Here is a 14710-nt window from a genome sequence, read left to right as displayed (position 1 = left end):
ATTTAGAACTGTATGACAGAATTCCAGGAATTTGCACAAAAAAGTCTGCTTTGGGCTGAAGGACTTGCTGCAGTCATAGCAATTTTCCATTATAACCGTTTAAAAGAACAACATTGGAAACTTTTTGTGTTTTATCTGGTATTTATTTTTCTTGGGGAAGCTTATGGCAAGTGGGGAAGTTTTGTTCATTTTACCAAAGCTCAGTACTATAACTATCTTTTAATGCCAATCCAGTTTATATTTTTTTACTGGCTATATGCTGCGAAATCTTTAGGAAAGCCCAAGCTATTTTGGATAATATCCATTTTATATCTGCTTTCATTTATTCCCAATGAATTATATTTTTCCAAAAGTAAAATTGTATTTGCTTTCAACTATACTTTTGGCTGTCTTATTTTGATGCTTTTGGTAATCATGGAGTATTACAAACAAATTACTTCACAAGAGATTCTCAATTTCAATAAAAACAAAATGTTTTATATTAATCTTGGAATTACGCTATCATATATAGGAACATTACCCTTCATGGCATTTTTATCACTTCTGGTAAAATACAAGGAAATTTGGGATATCTATTTCAGTTATTTCCTGATCTCAGTTTCAGTGATGTATATCTTATTTGCAAGTTCATTTATATGGGGAAAACAGAACTCTTAATAGTTATCATTCTATTCAACATACTCTTTGTGATGTTTGTAACAGCTGTATTAATCTATATCCGAAGTTACAGACAGCGAAAAAGAGAATATCTGAATGAAATCGAGATGAAAAATGAACTTCATCAGAGAGAGCTTTTGTCTACCCAACTGGAGATCCAACAAGCCACCATGCAGCAGATCGGTCGGGAACTGCATGACAACATCGGTCAAAAACTGACACTGGTAAGTCTCTATGTACAGCAGATGCTTTATGAAAATAAGGTTCCTGAAGCAAACGAAAGAATTGATCAGGTATCTCAGATCATCAACCAGTCATTGCAAGATCTTAGAAGTTTGTCAAAAACACTGACTGATGACAACATCAACCAGAAGGAAATTGTAACTTTGATACAGGAGGAGGTAGACAATACCAATTCTTTCAAAAAGTGTCATGTAAGCTTTGAACATAATTTTAAGCAACTCGACTTAGGTTTTGTTCATAAAAATGTATTGCTCAGAATCACCCAGGAGTTTATTCAGAATAGTATAAAACATTCCGGTTGTAAAAATATTTTTATCACCCTCAATACCTCTGAAGATATCCTTTGGGAACTTAATATTCGTGATGACGGAACCGGATTTGATACTTCGCAGATTAAGTCCAACGGAATAGGTCTTACCAATATGAAAAACAGAGCAGAAATCATAGGAGCCAGTTTTCACATGGAAAGCCATGAAAATACGGGAACCCAACTCAATATTATCTTAAAAAAACAGTCATGAAGAAATCTATTGTAATTGTTGACGATCATATACTTATAGCCAAGGCTCTGGAAGGGATTATTGGAAATTTCAATGAATTTGAAGTAATCTATGTATGCGAAAACGGAAAAGACCTCATCCAAAAACTTGAAGAAGGCAATTCAATTCCTGATATTATTCTTTTAGACATCAGTATGCCGATTATGGATGGTTTTGAAACCGCTGCCTGGCTTACAAAAAATCACCCCGGTATTAAAATCATGGCGCTTAGTATGCAGGGAGATGACAACAGCGTGATTAAAATGATCAAAAGCGGTGCAAAAGGCTATCTACTAAAAAACACACACCCAAGAGATCTGGAAACAGCTCTTACCCGATTGAACAGTGATGGCTTCTTTTATCCGGACTGGGCATCAAAAATTATTTTCTCTAATCTTAATAAAGAATCAGAAACTGAAATTGCCGTAAGAATTTCTGACAGAGAAAAAGAATTTCTAAAGTACACCGTAACAGAACTCAGCTATAAGGAAATTGCAGACAGAATGTGCTGCAGCCCAAGAACAGTAGAAAGCTACCGCGATCAGCTTTGTGAAAAGCTGGATTTGAAAACCCGTGTTGGGCTCGCTGTTTTCGCTATTAAAAATGGCTTTGCAAACTAAACTTTAATCACGAAAAAATTCTTAAAAAAATAAATTTAAGCGAAATTTATTCTTAAAAAAAACACAAAACCATAAAATGCGCTAACAAACCACATGAAATTGATTAAAATTTAAAACATTCAATATAATTATAAATTAAAATCAATAAAACACAGTAATACATATTGATTTAATAAATAAATTTAAAAAACATTTGCATATCAATTTTAAATAATATATTTTCACATCCTCAACCTAAATGATTTTTGATATGAAAAAACTATTATTTGGAGCTCTTATGCTCAGTGTAATGTCTGCATGTAACAATGACAACATCACCAATCAAAATGAAAACACAACTGACGAAGCAGTAACTACAGCAGGCTTTGCTCAAAGAGGCTGTGCTTCTGAGGAAATCAGACAGGAAGCCTTGAAAAAAAGTCCTGAACTTCAGCAAAGATTTGCAGCATTAGAAACCAATACAGAAAAATTCGCCAATGATATAAAGTTTGGAAAAGTTCTAGCTGATGGTACTGTAGAAATTCCAGTTGTAATGAATGTCATCTACAAAACTACAGCTGAAAACGTTTCTGACGCAAGAATTGCTGAGCAAATTGCGGTATTAAATGCTGATTATTCCGGCACCAACAGTGATGCCAGCAAAATTCCAACCGAATTCCAAACTGTAAGTTCTGGTGACACGAAAGTAAAATTCAGACTGGTGAATACTGTTAGAAAATCTACTTCAAAAACCAGCTGGGCTACCAATGATGATATGAAAAAAGCCTCTAAAGGAGGAATTGACGCAACTAATCCTACTAATTATTTAAATTTATGGGTGGTAGGCAAAATGACCAGTCAGGGACGTACAATTCTCGGATATGCAACTTTCCCTGAATCTGCAGGTCTCTGGAATGACGGTGTTGTAATTGCTGCTCCATATTTTGGAAAAACCGGTGCATCTTCGCCTTTCAACCTGGGAAGAACAGCAACCCATGAAGTAGGACATTATTTAAACTTAAGACACATCTGGGGAGATGCTAATTGCGGAAATGACCTGGTAAGTGATACTCCTACACAAACTACAGCAAATTACGGAAAGCCTTCTTATCCTCTATACAATACTTGCAGCGGTGTACAAAGATCTGTAATGTTTATGAACTATATGGATTATGTAGATGACGCAGCTATGTTCATGTTCTCATCAGGGCAAAAAACAAGAATGCAGTCTGTAGTGGCCTCTTCAGGAGCAAGATCCGGGTTGAGAGTATATTAATTAAAACATCTTTTTTACTTATATTTTAAAATCTATCCCACAAAACGGGATAGATTTTTTTGTACCCATCTTCTAGATTAAAATTCAGAAATACGATTCTATGTAGTAGCTCAGGCAATTTATTCACATAAAAAGCCTGAAATAAGCTTAAGTTATTTCTTTAAAAACAAATAATTCAGTAAAAAAAAACAAAATAATGGAAGAAACATATGGCTTTAATTATGTTTTTTAAGATATTTCCATGGACAAATTTTTAAAGAATAATATCCTACAAATTATGTAGAATATAAAATTATTTACACTTAAAAAACACACTTAAGCGTGAAATATAAAACAAATTAATTAAATTAATTAAAATTCAATAAAAGTTAAATTAAGTTACAATAAACGCAACTAAAACAACCATTAAATAAACATTTATCAAATATTTTACAAAATAATTTGCATATCAATTTCAAATAATATAATTTCACAACCTCAACCAAATTATATTATAACGATATGAAAAAATTCTTATTCGGAGCCCTGGTTCTGGGCTTTATGTCGGCATGTAACACTGACAACTTAAGTAATCAAAATGAAACGCCCCTGGATCAGGAAACCTCCGCTCCAAGTGCTCTTAAAAGAAGCTGTCCTTCAGAAGGAATAAGACAGGCAATGCTTCTGAAAAATCCTGCGCTAAAACAAAAAATGGCAGACATTGAGTTCAGTACTGAAAAATTTACTGAAAACCTTAAATTGGGAAAAGTTCTTGCAGATGGAACTGTTGAGATTCCGGTGGTTTTTAATGTAATTTACAACACTTCCGCTCAAAATGTTTCCGATGCAAGAATCGCTGAACAAATTGCTGTACTGAATGCTGATTATGGTGCTACCAATTCTGACATCAATAAAATTCCTTCGGCATTTCAGCCTTCAGCGGCAGGAGATGTAAAAATCCGATTCAAATTAGTTGCTACCAATCGTAAACAAAGTACAAAAACAGGCTGGAGATCTGATCTTGAACAAATGAAAAAGGCAAGCACAGGTGGTATTGATGCTACTGATGTGACTAAAAACATGAATATATGGGTTGTGAATTCAATACTTGACGAAAATAACCAACCAGGAACTTTAGGATATGCTTATTACCCGGAAAATGCAGGACAATGGTATGACGGTCTTGTAATAGGTTATCAGTATATAGGAAAAACCGGTGCTTCCGCTCCGTTCAACTTAGGAAGAACAGTAACTCATGAAGTAGGACACTACCTAAATCTACCACACCTTTGGGGATCATCCGATACAGGCTGCCAAACAGATTACTCTAATGACACTCCTACATCTCCTGGCCCTAACTACGGAAACCCTACTTATCCTTTAAACAGAATTTGTGGAGGAGTAAGCCGCTCTCAGATGTTTATGAACTATATGGATTATGTAGACGACAAATCTATGGTAATGTTCTCTGCTAATCAAAAAACAAGAATGCAGGCTGTAGTAGCAGCATCCGGACCAAGATCTGGTTTAAGATAATCAACTCCATAGTTTAAATATTATAAAAACATTAAAATAGTCTATCTCAATTTTTGAGATAGATTTTTTTAATATTTTTACGTGACTTAAATTTCAGCACCACTACGATGAAAAAACTAGCATTAGCATTAGGAATACTATTGCACTTATCCTGTATTAAGGCACAGGATACTCTCCAATCCCGAAATCTCAGGGAAGATCTTACATTAATTAATTCCGGCTATGCCATTCAGGAGAAGACACCTTTTTTCAAAAAGGAATGGGTGAAAAAATCAGTGGCTCCTGCCCTTCTTTTTACAGCTGCGGCTGCTACATGGGGAGAAAAGGAGAATATCCGCGAGGTAAGAAACCGATATCTTCCTAACTTCAAAGTGAAATTTGATGATTATCTTCAGTACGCTCCGGCTGCAACTGTTTACGGATTAAAACTGGCAGGCGTAAAGGGCCGGAATAATATTGGAAGAGCAACTTTATCTTATGGTACAAGTTTAGTCATCATGGCTATTTTAGTCAATTCTATTAAATATACTGCAAAAGTTGAACGCCCGGACGGGTCCAAAAATAATTCTTTTCCATCAGGGCATGCTGCAATGGCTTTTACCAATGCAAGTTTTCTGCACAAAGAATATGGTATGGTAAACCCAGCCTACAGTATTGCAGGGTATGGTTCTGCCGCTATTACAGGACTTGGTCGAAATTTAAATAACAGACACTGGGTTCCGGATATTCTTGCGGGAGCTGGTATCGGAATTATATCAACAGAACTCGGGTATTTTTTTATTGATAAAATTTACAAGAATAAAGGGGATAATATAAGCATCTTATCAAGAATACAGGGAAATGATTATCCTTCTTTTCTTGCTTTGAAAATGGGTACAGCACTCGGGACAACCAACTTCCTGAAGGAATCTGAACTGGATGACAAAAAACAAATCGGGTTTGAAGGCGGATTGGAAGGCGCTTATTTCTTTTCAAAAAAATGGGGTGTAGGTGCAGATGTAACCTTCAGCAGCTTTCCTATTAAATCTCAAAGAATAACCTTTGATGATGGGCAGGATTTTGGAGACCATGAAATCAAAACCCAATCCATGGGCTTTCTGTCTGCGGGTATCGGACCTTATTATTCCCATGAGTTTTCGGATAAATGGCAGCTTATGCTGAAAGCAACCGGAGGATATGCTGCAACTGCCAGTGGACAAGTATTTGTAAAAGGAGATAATATAGATGCTCCTAATCATGAACTTCAGATAGCCAGATACAAACCTAAACCTGCTTTCCGCTGGAATACGGGAGCCTCTATGACCTATAAATTCAATCCTGGACTCGGTCTTACTTTTTATACGGATTATAATATGATCAATTCCACCATCCGTTATCATTTCAGCGATGAAATTAAGGAAGGTGATGAGTTGGATCAGGAACTTAACAACCTGATTGCTAAAGAAAAAATCAGTTATATTACATTAGGATTAAGATTAACTGCTTACTTTTAGAATACAAAAGCCTCCAGAATCTGAAGGCTTTCATTTTTATAAGTTTTTACGGTTGTCGTCCGGTGTATAGTCCATAAACAGATCTCCATCAAGCTGTACAGATCTCACTTTTTTCTTAATGGGGATTACAAGATCGGTCATCTTTTGATTTTTCTCCCAAATAGAGGGTGAGAAATGAAGCTTCTCTGTGGTTCCGTCCTCATAAGACAATATTGCATCAAATGGAATAGCAAATCCACCTACGTTGGTAACGTTTATGGTGAGCATATCATTCATTTGAGAGGCTTCTGCTACTTTTAAATCAATATAATTATTGGTATAAAACCAATTCTGGAAGAACCAGTTCAGATTTTTCCCTGAACCTGTATTCATAGAGTTGAAATAATCCCATGGAACCGGATGCTTTCCATTCCAGTTGTCCATATAATGATGTAATGCCTTCTTGAACAGTTCATCTCCTAAATAATCTTTCAGAGCCAGATAAGATAATGATGCTTTCACATAGGAATTGTTTCCATATCCCGCTCCACTTACCTGCGTACTCATCGTAATCACCGGCTGATCCTGTTCTGAAGATGGATCATTGATCCATTTTTTAACACGGAAATTTTTATAAAATTCCTTAGCTGCAGCTTCTCCGTTTTCATCAATTCCTATAAGGTATTCCAATGTGGTCGCCCATCCTTCGTCCATAAAGGCATATCTTGTTTCGTTGATTCCCATATAAAAAGGGAAATAGGTATGAGCAATTTCGTGATCTGCTGTCAGCCTTGCATCCTTAAGATCATCAGGAATACTGGTATCGTTGATCATCATAGGATATTCCATATCTGCATAACCTTGAATAGCAGTCATTACGTTATAAGGATATTCTACTCCCGGCCAGTTTTTAGAGAACCAATCAAGATTATAACGCATCCAGTCTACATAGTGCTCAAAATCCTTTGCCCCATTTTTATATCCTGCCTGAACACTTGCTCTTTTTGATTTCAACTGAACACTTGCTGCATCCCACACATAATGGTTGCTCATTGCAAAACAGAAATCTGTGATGTGACTGGCTTTAAACTTCCAGACATTCCATTTATTCGGTTTGGTTACTTTACCAGACTTCATTTCCTGCTCTGTCGCAATGTGCATTACTTTATCGCTTTTTAATGAAGCTTTGTATCTTTTTAAATATTCCGGCTGAAGTACGGCTTCCGGATTCAGGAAATCTCCTGTTGCCCAGACTACAAAATTCTTGGGTGCGGTGATGGCAAAACTATAGTCGTTGAAGTCGTTATAAAACTCCTGTCTGTCTGAGTGTGGAAGCATATCCCATCCGTTATAATCATCATACACGGAAATTCTTGGAAAAGAATAGGCTACATAGAATGTTTCAGGATCTATCTGTCCTTCTCTTCCACTCTGTACTGAAAGCGGATATTCCCATTCAATTTTTACTTCAGCTTTTGATTTAGATTTTAAAGCTGTTTTTAATTTTACTTTTTCAACGGTACTCCAGTCGTCACTGTTGACATCATATTTTTCACCGTTTACAATGAAAGATTTGATCTTAAGCCCTGAAGATAGAAAATCTTTAGACACAAATCCTGATCTTGGCGACTGCGGTTTATGAAGGTTATTCACAAAACGTATGGCCAGTTCAGTCAGGCTATCCGGGCTATTGTTTGTATAGAGAATTGTTTCTTTTCCGGAAACTATTTTTGTATTGGCGTCCACCCTCACATCCACATTGTAGGCTCCTTTATTCTGCCAATAGTTTTTACCTGGTGCTCCGGAGATATCACGGGTCCCTTTTTCATATGCTTTTTTGATATTCCTCGGCATATAGAGTTCCTGTGCAGACAATTGCAGTAAGGAAACGACCATCAGCATTCCGGAAAAAATTTTCTTCATAATGACCTTTTTAAAGATAGGTGTCAAAAATAGCAAAAATGTAACATCAGTAGGTTATTTCTTTTATAATAATATCTTATTGTAATGATGTTTATATCATATTATTCTACAGCCTATCTTGTTCGGCAGTTTTCTTTATTGTTTTTGCATTTTTCACAGACTGATTTCCAAAGTTGAATTTCAGTGAAAAGGAGATGCCTTGAGCATCCGTATAATCGAGGAAATAATTATCCTGATTCGCGTATTTTGTACTGACTTTCTGACCTGTTGTTCTGAAAACATCAGTGAATATAAGACTTGCTTCCAGTTTTTTATTCAGGAACTTTCTGTTCATTACAAAATATGCCGACCACGCCGCAGAAATTCTAAAAGTCCCTTGTATTCCTGGAGAATAGTAGCGGTGTCCCATTTCCATCTTCCAATCGTTGTTTTTATCAAGGGTAAAACTTGTTGAAATATTGGAGACCCAGTTCCAGACTTTATTTTTATACAGCAATCCGTCTGTACCTTTGAAATAATTTTCATTGTGTTCAAGATTTTCAGACATAATGATATTCCACCATGGTTTGACCTGAAAGTTTTTGTACAGACTCAATCCGAAAGCTTCTCCTTTTTCAATATTCGTGAAGTAATAAATGAGGCTGTTGGTACTGGGTTCCTGATATGAAATTTCCATAGACGGATACATTTCTTTTCGGTAATACAGATCCAGATTCCAGTCTTTCCAGGAATAGGTAAGATTGAGATTATGGGTGATTGTTGCTTTTAACTTCGGATCTCCCTGATAGTATGAAAACAGATTGTAATAAGATTTCGCAGGATTCAACCATGAATAGGAAGGTCTGCTGATCCTTTTCCCATAAGAGAAACCGAATTCCTGTTTATTTTCTGTGGTATATTGTGCGTAAAAAGTGGGGAAAAATTTCCAGTAATTGCTTTTATTCAATTCATAAGGTTCAGAGACCACGCCTTCAAGATCTGTCATTTCTGCACGAAGCCCTCCTTTGAAAGTCCATTTTCCAATGTTATAGGCTAGTGAAGAATACAGGGCAAAATTATGTTCTTTATAATCAAAGATACTGCTCTTTTCCGGGCGGTATTGCAGTACTCCATTTTCATTATCAGAGAAATCAAGTTGACTGTTGGTCTTTACAAAACTATATTTTGCTCCGGATTCCAGCTCCAGTTTATCATTTTTCCACTGATAATCGAATTGTGTGGAATACAGCTGAACATCCGCTTTATTCTTTGTAAGGAAATTATCTTCTTTTGGAAGCTGGCCTGCAAAGTTCAGACTGGTGATTACATTCTGGTATTTATCGGCGTTGTTTCCGGTAAAATAATTGATCCACGAAAGACTGCTTTTCTTATTCAGCTTCCGGTCTATCTGAAAACTTACAGAGTTATTAATGGAACGTGAGCGGTGATCGTTGATCGTGGTATAATTAGATTCTACGATATCCTGATTATTATAGATCAGTGTAGGAACATTGTAGGTTCCGAAGGATTTTGGAGAAAAATACCCTGAATAGTTGAGGCTTGCATTGGTCAAGCTGTCCAATTCATACTCCACATTAAAATTCAGGGTATTCTGGTTATAGTTTTTATCCTTCCTGTTCATCGTACTGACCCATCGGGTTTGGCTTTCCGGATAGTTCACATAGTCTGTTCCTTCCCGGTAGTATGTTCCCAGCCCTCTATAATAGCTTCCCATAATGGAAAGTTTATCTTTTTTATAATATTGGGAAAGACCAAAAACGCCTTTCGCATATTGTGTCTGCACATATTTGGATGAGAGAATTCCCCGGTAGCCCTCAATTTTATTCTTTTTCAGAACGATATTGAGAACTGCACTTCCTGAAGCTTCATATTTCGCAGGCGGATTAGTAATCACTTCTACAGATTTCACTTCATCTCCCTGTGTATTTTCCAGAAGGTTTTTCAGTTCATCTCCCGTCAGCATTACCTTTTTATCATTAATGGTCACCAAAATTCCGGTGCTTCCCTTTACTCCGAGCACCTCATTATTTACGGTGACACTCGGTGTATTTTTTAGAATTTCCCAGGCATTGAGTGATGAAATATTACTGTTTTCAACATTAAATTCCAGACGGTCTACTTTTCTTTTCACCAAAGGCTTACGCTTCGTCATTACAACGCCTTCTATTTCCTGAGATTCTTTTTTAAGGATAATATTCAGAGGTTCAAGTTTTGTCAGATCAAGTTTTTTCTCAAATAAAGAGTATCCCTGATTTTTAACTACCAGTTTTACCTCCTGTTCTGCTATTCCCTCCAGTATAAATTTTCCGTTTTCATCAGTTTTTAATTCTTTAATTAATGTGTTTTGAGAATTATACAGCTCAACTTTTACCGACGAAAGCTTTTCATTTTCAGTATTCGTAACTATTCCTCCAACTTTTTGTTTCTGGGCGAGAATCAAAACCGGAAAACACAGAAAAAAAAGAATTTTATACATGGCAATTTTTTATCCTAACAAAAACATTGTTCTGTTTTATGGCTACAAAAATCTGTATTGAAAGGGAGAATTTCGGTTAACGATGGGTTAATGATAGGTTAATGTCTTTTCTTTAAAATAACAAAACCTGAATTCGTAAATTCAGGTTTTAAAATCAATAGAGTATATTTTTTTATGGATAAGGAATGGCTTTATCCAGTTCAATCGGATTATAATATTTTTTGATGTCTATCTGCGTTTGTTTAGTCAAACCTGCAAACTCTTCTTTGCTTTTGATTTGCTGCCCATTAATGCGGACATTCCAGTCCGGCTGAAATTCGGTTCTCATTCTGGCATATGGATCATTGTAAAACTCCAGATTCAGTTTTACCCATTTTTTTAAGTCAATGGCAATAGGATCCAGTGAATAATGTTTTTCAAGAAAGCTTTTTGTATCGTATGTTTTTGGCAGATTTTTATTTCGGGAGAAAGAATATATAAAATCTTTCTTATCATCTTCCACATAGAGAACCAGTCCCGGCAATCCTCTGAATTTATAGGGTCCTTCAGGAATGTTGATATCCGGCGTAAACCACGCGGTCCAGTTTCTTCCTCCAAACACAGCAGTTGCTCTTTGTAAATTATAGTTATTGATCTTTTTAGTATCAGCCTCTATTTTCCACTGGATATTATCCTCTGTTTCAAAAACATAATAATAAGGCATCATCATGATCTGAACAAAGTTTTTATTTTTATTGGAATTTCTTTTTCGGATAATGGTTTGTCCGGACTGGCTGGTATGTTGAGAAGAAATTCCCCCGTGAAGAATATTCAGGGAATCGCTTACTAAAAATTCTAATTCATAAAATTTCACTTCCTCCGTATTGATATCCAGCACCATTTCTTCTTTATCATAACTTGTACCATTGGGTTCAAATCTGTATTGAAGTTCATATATAAAGCGGTGGGTTTGCGCATTAATCTGCATCCCAAGCATCAGAATAAGAAGAATGAGTGTCTTTTTCATTAAATGGTCATTAATTTTCTAAAATTACCAAAAACTCATTAACCATCAGGTTAATAAAAGGTTAATGATAAAAATACTATTTCAGTAAAATGTTAAAGTTTTATCTTTGTTTCAATGATAGCCAAGAGTAAAATTCTGATTTCGGTTTTTGCCGCCCTGTTCCTCCTTTTACTGGGAATACAGGTTTACTTTATGTATAAAACCTATCAGGTAAAAGAGAGGGACATCTACAGATCCGTGAATGACGGGCTTACCAATTATACAGACGGTCTGGAAGACATTCAGGAAGCTAAAGAGAAAAATGACGACTCCCTTCAGGAAATCATTATACAATATCATAATAAGGAGATCAATAAAAAGGATTTTCTGAATTATTTTATAGAAAACAGAAAGTCTGCCAGAGAAAGACTGATCCATTATATTGACAGCCGCTACCAGAAAGACGGATATGAGATTTCTGCAAGAATCCGGTATCTTTCAATTGTTCATCTGCCAGACAGCACAAAAATAATTACAGAACCTATTGTTATTTTTGAGACACAGGATAAGCTTAAAAAGCCGCGTATTGCAAGTAACGGAAGTTGGGAAACTTCAACCACCAAAAGAGATGATTCGGATAAAGGTCAGGTTGAAAAAAGAAATACTTTTCTTGTCAAAACCCAGACAGATTTTGAGATTAAGAATATAAAGAGTATTGTTTTCAAAGAGCTTACTTTACTGATTATTTGCTGTGCTATACTTCTTTCCGGAGTCCTTCTGCTCTATATCTTCACGATCAGAAATCTGATCCAGCAGCAAAAGCAGGTAGAAGTTCTCCACACCATTGTGGATAACATTTCACATGAGTTTAAAACTCCGATCGCTACTTTAAAAATAGCTTCAAAAGCATTAAAAAAAGAATGGAATCCTGAAACACTTCCTCTTATCGACAGGCAGATTTCCCGGCTTGAAAGCCTGATGTTCCAGCTTCATAAGAATGAAATACCGGATGAGATGACAGCCATACAGCCTGAAGACTGGGATTTTTTCATTCAGGATCTTGCGGTTACTTATTCTGATATTGATTTTAAACTTGAAAATTCAGTTTCACAAAAGCTTCCCTATGATAAAAACCTGATGGAAACAGTCATTAAAAATCTTTGTGAAAACAGTGTCAAATATGGAGCATCTGTTGTGAAAATAAATATCCGTAACAGTTCTCAACAATTAGAAATCGAAGTTTCTGACAACGGTCACGGCATGGAAACAAAAGAGCTGAAGAACATTTTTGAAAAATTCTACAGAATACAGAATAACAATATTCATAATAGTAAAGGGCTTGGACTAGGACTTTATTTCGTGAAGAAAATTATTGCCAATTATGGCGGCAAAACAGAGGTATCCAGCCAGCTTAATTTGGGCAGTACTTTTAAAATATCAATTCCTTATGAAAACTAAAATTCTTCTGGCAGAAGACGATCCGGATTTCGGAATGATTCTTAAGCAATATCTTGAATTGGAAGATTTTGAAGTCAGCTGGTTTCAGAATCCTGAAGATGTAGTCCCCTTACTTCAGACTGATTTTCCTTTTCAGATAGGAATTCTGGATGTGATGATGCCCAATATAGACGGTTTCTCGCTGGCTAAAATGATCATCAAGGAAAAAAGTAATTTTCCATTGTTATTTTTAACGGCTAAAAATCAAAAAATAGACCGCCTTACCGGATTAAAAATAGGTGCTGACGATTATATCCCCAAACCCTGCGATCCTGAAGAACTTGTTCTGCGAATTAAAAATATTTTAAAGAGAACACTTCCGGCCGTTACAGAAAGTCAGATAAAAATCGGAGCATTTTCACTGGATACTACCAAACTTCTATTGTCACATCCTAACGGAAACAACCGGCTGACCATACGGGAACAAGAATTGCTGCTGTATCTTCTGAAGCATAATCGTACTATTATTACAAGAGATAATATTCTGGATAATCTCTGGGAAACGAATGATTACTTTACCGGGAGAAGTCTTGATGTATTCATCAGCAGACTCCGTAAATATTTCAACAGTGATCCTCAAATAAAAATCCAATCCCTGAGAGGAATTGGATTTGAAGTCGATTTTCCAACCAACTGATTTTTTATAGGGAAAGGTTCACGATCACCGGAAAATGGTCTGATGGATACAAAAGATTTTCTCTTCTGTCATTGATATGTCGGTGAGATCTTATTTTGAAACCTTGTGTAAAAATATAATCGATTCTGTCTTTTGGAACTTCATTGACGTTGAAGCCAGTAAAAGTTCCTACCGGACCGTAATGTTTGGTTTCAGAATGGTAGAAAGTGTCTTTCATATTCTGTGAAAGAATTTTAATGGGTTCTGAATCATCTGTCAGGTTAAAGTCTCCGCTCAGTGCTACCGGAAGATTTTTTGGATTCAGTTCTTTTATTTTTTTCAGGATAAGTTCGGAAGATTTTACCCTTGCTACATTTCCTACATGATCGAAATGAAGATTCATCGCCAGGAATTCTTTCTTTGATTGTTTATCTTTAAATACAGCATAGGTACAGATTCTGTTCAATGCAGCATCCCAGCCTTTTGAGGGTTTTTCCGGAGTTTCAGATAACCAGAACGTTCCTGATTTTACAACTTCAAGTTTGTTCGTATCATAAAAAATAGCGGAAAATTCTCCTTTTTCTTTACCATCATCTCTTCCTACTCCTATATAATTATAGTTTTTTAATCCTGTTTTAATATCTTTCATCTGTTCCGGAAGCGCTTCCTGTACTCCGAAATAATCAGGATGATAATAGGTCAGCAAATCTGCAACATCCTGCTTTCTTTTTGGCCAGGCATTGTCTTTATCAGACTCTACATTCAGTCTGATATTAAAACTCATTACGGTAAGGTCCTGTGAAAATCCTAATGCAAAAAACATCAGAAACACCATTGAAAATCTGAAATTCATATATTATTTTATCAGTAAGAGACAAAAATAAAACTTCTCCGCGACAGAAAAGCTTTATT

Annotated in this window: 12 protein-coding genes; 8 read left to right on the top strand and 4 right to left on the bottom strand. The window is 35.9% G+C overall.

Annotation, left to right across the window (positions count from 1 at the left end; all coding sequences use genetic code 11):
- Positions 1-12: 12 nt before the first annotated feature.
- From KYG33_RS17715 to KYG33_RS17690, 6 genes are all read left to right on the top strand, one after another.
- Positions 13-657 carry a hypothetical protein gene (locus tag KYG33_RS17715; protein WP_077413758.1) on the top strand — a complete coding sequence of 215 codons (645 nt, stop codon included), beginning with the start codon at positions 13-15 and terminating at the stop codon, positions 655-657.
- Positions 636-1421 carry a sensor histidine kinase gene (locus KYG33_RS17710; protein WP_077413759.1) on the top strand — a complete coding sequence of 262 codons (786 nt, stop codon included), beginning with the start codon at positions 636-638 and terminating at the stop codon, positions 1419-1421. The genes KYG33_RS17715 and KYG33_RS17710 overlap by 22 nt, the downstream gene beginning before the upstream one ends.
- Complete coding sequence (locus KYG33_RS17705; protein ID WP_077413760.1) at positions 1418-2059, top strand: response regulator transcription factor; 642 nt, start codon at positions 1418-1420, stop codon at positions 2057-2059. The genes KYG33_RS17710 and KYG33_RS17705 overlap by 4 nt, the downstream gene beginning before the upstream one ends.
- Before the next feature lie 250 nt (positions 2060-2309).
- Positions 2310-3314, top strand: a complete 1005-nt coding sequence (locus KYG33_RS17700) for a zinc metalloprotease (protein ID WP_077413798.1) — start codon at positions 2310-2312, stop codon at positions 3312-3314.
- 501 nt (positions 3315-3815) lie between these two features.
- Positions 3816-4829, top strand: coding sequence for a zinc metalloprotease (locus KYG33_RS17695; protein WP_077413761.1), 1014 nt, complete (start codon positions 3816-3818; stop codon positions 4827-4829).
- Positions 4830-4936: 107 nt separating this feature from the next.
- Complete coding sequence (locus KYG33_RS17690) at positions 4937-6322, top strand: phosphatase PAP2 family protein (RefSeq protein ID WP_180565093.1); 1386 nt, start codon at positions 4937-4939, stop codon at positions 6320-6322.
- Positions 6323-6358: 36 nt separating this feature from the next.
- Here the strand turns inward: KYG33_RS17690 and KYG33_RS17685 are convergent, their stop codons facing one another.
- From KYG33_RS17685 to KYG33_RS17675, 3 genes are all read right to left on the bottom strand, one after another.
- Positions 6359-8224: a M1 family metallopeptidase gene (locus KYG33_RS17685; protein WP_219072146.1), complete on the bottom strand. Its 1866-nt coding sequence runs from the start codon at positions 8222-8224 to the stop codon at positions 6359-6361.
- Positions 8225-8330: 106 nt separating this feature from the next.
- Positions 8331-10700 (bottom strand): outer membrane beta-barrel family protein, encoded by a 2370-nt coding sequence (locus KYG33_RS17680; RefSeq protein WP_219072145.1) that lies wholly within the window; start codon positions 10698-10700, stop codon positions 8331-8333.
- A gap of 172 nt (positions 10701-10872) precedes the next feature.
- On the bottom strand, positions 10873-11706 hold the full coding sequence (locus KYG33_RS17675) for a GLPGLI family protein (protein ID WP_077413765.1): 834 nt from the start codon (positions 11704-11706) through the stop codon (positions 10873-10875).
- 114 nt (positions 11707-11820) lie between these two features.
- On the opposite strand from KYG33_RS17675, the gene KYG33_RS17670 reads away from it, so the two are divergent.
- Complete coding sequence (locus KYG33_RS17670) at positions 11821-13143, top strand: sensor histidine kinase (RefSeq protein ID WP_077413766.1); 1323 nt, start codon at positions 11821-11823, stop codon at positions 13141-13143.
- Complete coding sequence (locus tag KYG33_RS17665; RefSeq protein ID WP_077413767.1) at positions 13133-13819, top strand: response regulator transcription factor; 687 nt, start codon at positions 13133-13135, stop codon at positions 13817-13819. Before KYG33_RS17670 ends, KYG33_RS17665 begins: the two co-directional genes overlap by 11 nt.
- A gap of 4 nt (positions 13820-13823) precedes the next feature.
- On the opposite strand, the gene KYG33_RS17660 is transcribed toward KYG33_RS17665, so the two are convergent.
- Positions 13824-14651: an endonuclease/exonuclease/phosphatase family protein gene (locus KYG33_RS17660; RefSeq protein ID WP_077413768.1), complete on the bottom strand. Its 828-nt coding sequence runs from the start codon at positions 14649-14651 to the stop codon at positions 13824-13826.
- Between the last annotated feature and the right edge of the window lie 59 nt (positions 14652-14710).

The organism is Chryseobacterium sp. D764 (assembly GCF_019317325.1).
Classification (GTDB): domain Bacteria; phylum Bacteroidota; class Bacteroidia; order Flavobacteriales; family Weeksellaceae; genus Chryseobacterium.
This window is presented reverse-complemented; position numbering and strand designations above follow the sequence as displayed.